This is a genomic window from Streptomyces sp. NPDC055078, assembly GCF_053607985.1.
The window spans coordinates 1-2436 of record NZ_JBSGUP010000931.1; the positions used below are offsets into that span (position 1 = coordinate 1).

Annotated in this window: 2 protein-coding genes; both read left to right on the plus strand. The window is 69.0% G+C overall.

Translation table 11 applies throughout. The features are described 5' to 3' along the window. Positions 1–515 precede the first annotated feature (515 nt). Positions 516–1565 (plus strand): glycerophosphodiester phosphodiesterase family protein, encoded by a 1050-nt coding sequence (locus ACWF94_RS38730; protein WP_453499710.1) that lies wholly within the window; start codon positions 516–518, stop codon positions 1563–1565. A gap of 170 nt (positions 1566–1735) precedes the next feature. Further along, positions 1736–2371, plus strand: a complete 636-nt coding sequence (locus ACWF94_RS38735) for a superoxide dismutase (RefSeq protein WP_453499708.1) — start codon at positions 1736–1738, stop codon at positions 2369–2371. Positions 2372–2436 lie beyond the last annotated feature (65 nt).

Here is a 2436-nt window from a genome sequence, read left to right on the forward strand (position 1 = left end):
GGACGGGCTGGGTATGCGCACCTGGTCAACCTCAGCCTGTCCTGGGGGCGACGCCCATACGACATGTCCGTCCCCCGGGGCAGAGGGTCCGTCCTCAATCTCCCCCAGGGCTTCGCCCGGGAGGTACCCCCAGGACGGGCTGAATTTGCGCACCCGGGCAACCTCAGCCTGTCCGGCGATTGAGGACGGAACCCTCGCGCCCAAGGGAGCGGAGACAAACGGGTGCGTGAACCCGAGGTCCCCGTCTTGTTCCTACAGGGTCCCTGGGCGACGCCCATACGACACGTCCGCCCCCGGGGGCAGAGGGTCCGTCCTCAATCTCCCCCGGAGCTTCGCCCGGGAGGTACCCCCAGGACGGGCTGAATCTGCGCACCCGGGCAGACATATCAAGCCCCGCCGGGGGGATGCCTCCCGGGCAAAGCACTGGGGGAGGTCCGGGGCGGAGCCCCGGGGAGGAGGTGGACGGCGTGCGTAGGGACCCATCGCGCCGGGTCGTCGTCGCGGGAGGCGGAGCCATGGCCGCCACCGCGCTGGCACCCAGCGCCACCGCGGCACCCACGACCGGCGCCGGGGCATCGCGGCCCCTGGTCATCGGTCACCGGGGCGCGGCCGGATGGCGGCATGAGCACACGGCGGACTCGTACCGGTTCGCGGTGCGGACGGGAGCGGACTGGATCGAGCCGGATCTCGTGGCGAGCAGGGATCAGGTGCTGGTCGTCCGGCACGAGAACGAGATCTCGGGGACGACGGACGTCCGCGCGCGCCCGGAGTTCGCGGCGCGCGAGGCAACGAAGACGGTCGACGGGCGGAGCGTGCGCGGCTGGTTCACCGAGGACTTCACCGTGGCGGAGCTGAAGACCCTGCGCACGGTCGAGCGCCTGCCGCTGCTCCGCGACCGGAACACCGTGTTCGACGGGCATCAGCGGATCATGACCTTCCAGGAGGTCATCGACCTGACCCGGACCCTCTCCCGGCAGCACCGCCGCCGTATCACCCTCTTCCCCGAGCTGAAGCACCCGACGTACTTCCGGTCGATCGGACTGCCGCTGGAGCCGGAACTCCTGCGGGCGGTACGGCGCAACCGGCTCGGGGCGCGCGAGTGCGTGGTGCAGTGCTTCGAGCCGTCGAGCCTGCTGCGGATCGCCGAGGCGCTCCCGGGTCTGCCGCTGTGGCAGGCGATCGGGACGAGCGGCGGACCGTTCGGGCACGACACGACGTACGCGCGGATGAGGACCCCGGCCGGGCTGCGCGCGATCGCGGCGTACGCGCGGTGGATCGGCCCGGAGAAGTCGTCCCTGCTCCCGCCGTCACCCCTGCTCGGCGACGCGCACGCGGCCGGTCTCCAGGTCGGCGCGTACACGTTCCGCGCCGAGAACCAGTACCTTCCCCCCGCGCTGCGGCGCGGCCGGCGGCCGGAGGGCTTCGGTGACGCGCTCGCCGAGTACGCCCTCTACTACGGCATCGGGGTGGACGCCGTGGTCACCGATTTCCCGGATATCGCCGTCATCGCCAGGGATCACGGAGCGCCCGAGCCCGATGAGTTCCAGCAGCCCCAGCGGCCCTGAGAGGCCCTGAGAGGCCCAGGAGCCCAGAAACCCCAGAGAGACCAGAGGCACCAGAGGCACCAGGGGTCCGATGAGTCCTAGGACCAACGCCTGATCACCCCCTTCCCCTTCTTGCTGCTAGCGTGCACTTGCATAAGATGTGCAGTAAGCAGTCGGAGGGACCGGACACCATGGCCATCTACACACTTCCTGACCTGCCGTACGACTACACCGAGCTCGAACCGGTCATCAATCCGCTGATCGTCGAGCTGCACCACGACAAGCACCACGCCGCCTATGTGAAGGGTGCGAACGACACCCTCGAACAGCTCGCGGAAGCCCGCGACAAGGAGGCGTGGGGAGCGATCAACGGCCTGGAGAAGAACCTCGCGTTCCATCTCTCCGGCCATATCCTCCACAGCATCTACTGGCACAACATGACCGGCGACGGCGGCGGTGAGCCGCTGGACAAGGACGGTGTCGGTGAGCTGGCGGACGCGATCGCCGAGTCGTTCGGCTCGTTCGCGAAGTTCAAAGCCCAGCTGACCAAGGCGTCCGCGACCACGCAGGGCTCCGGCTGGGGCGTGCTCGCCTATGAGCCGGTGAGCCGTCGGCTGATCGTCGAGCAGGTCTACGACCACCAGGGCAATGTCGGCCAGGGCTCGGTGCCGATCCTGGTCTTCGACGCCTGGGAGCACGCCTTCTACCTTCAGTACAAGAACCAGAAGGTGGACTTCATCGACGCGATGTGGGCGGTCGTGAACTGGCAGGACGTGGCCAAGCGCTACGCCGAAGCGAAGGAGCGCACCCCGCTCATCGCGCCGTGAGGCCGACTGCCCCGCAGACGCCCTGCTCGTGATCGTCTTCTCAACCTTCACGAGCGGGCGTGTCC

Bases quoted from the DNA above. Each gene is read 5' to 3' on its own strand.
- ACWF94_RS38730 (WP_453499710.1), top strand. From the start codon at position 516: ATGGCCGCCACCGCGCTGGCACCCAGCGCCACCGCGGCACCCACGACC.
- ACWF94_RS38735 (WP_453499708.1), top strand. From the start codon at position 1,736: ATGGCCATCTACACACTTCCTGACCTGCCGTACGACTACACCGAGCTC.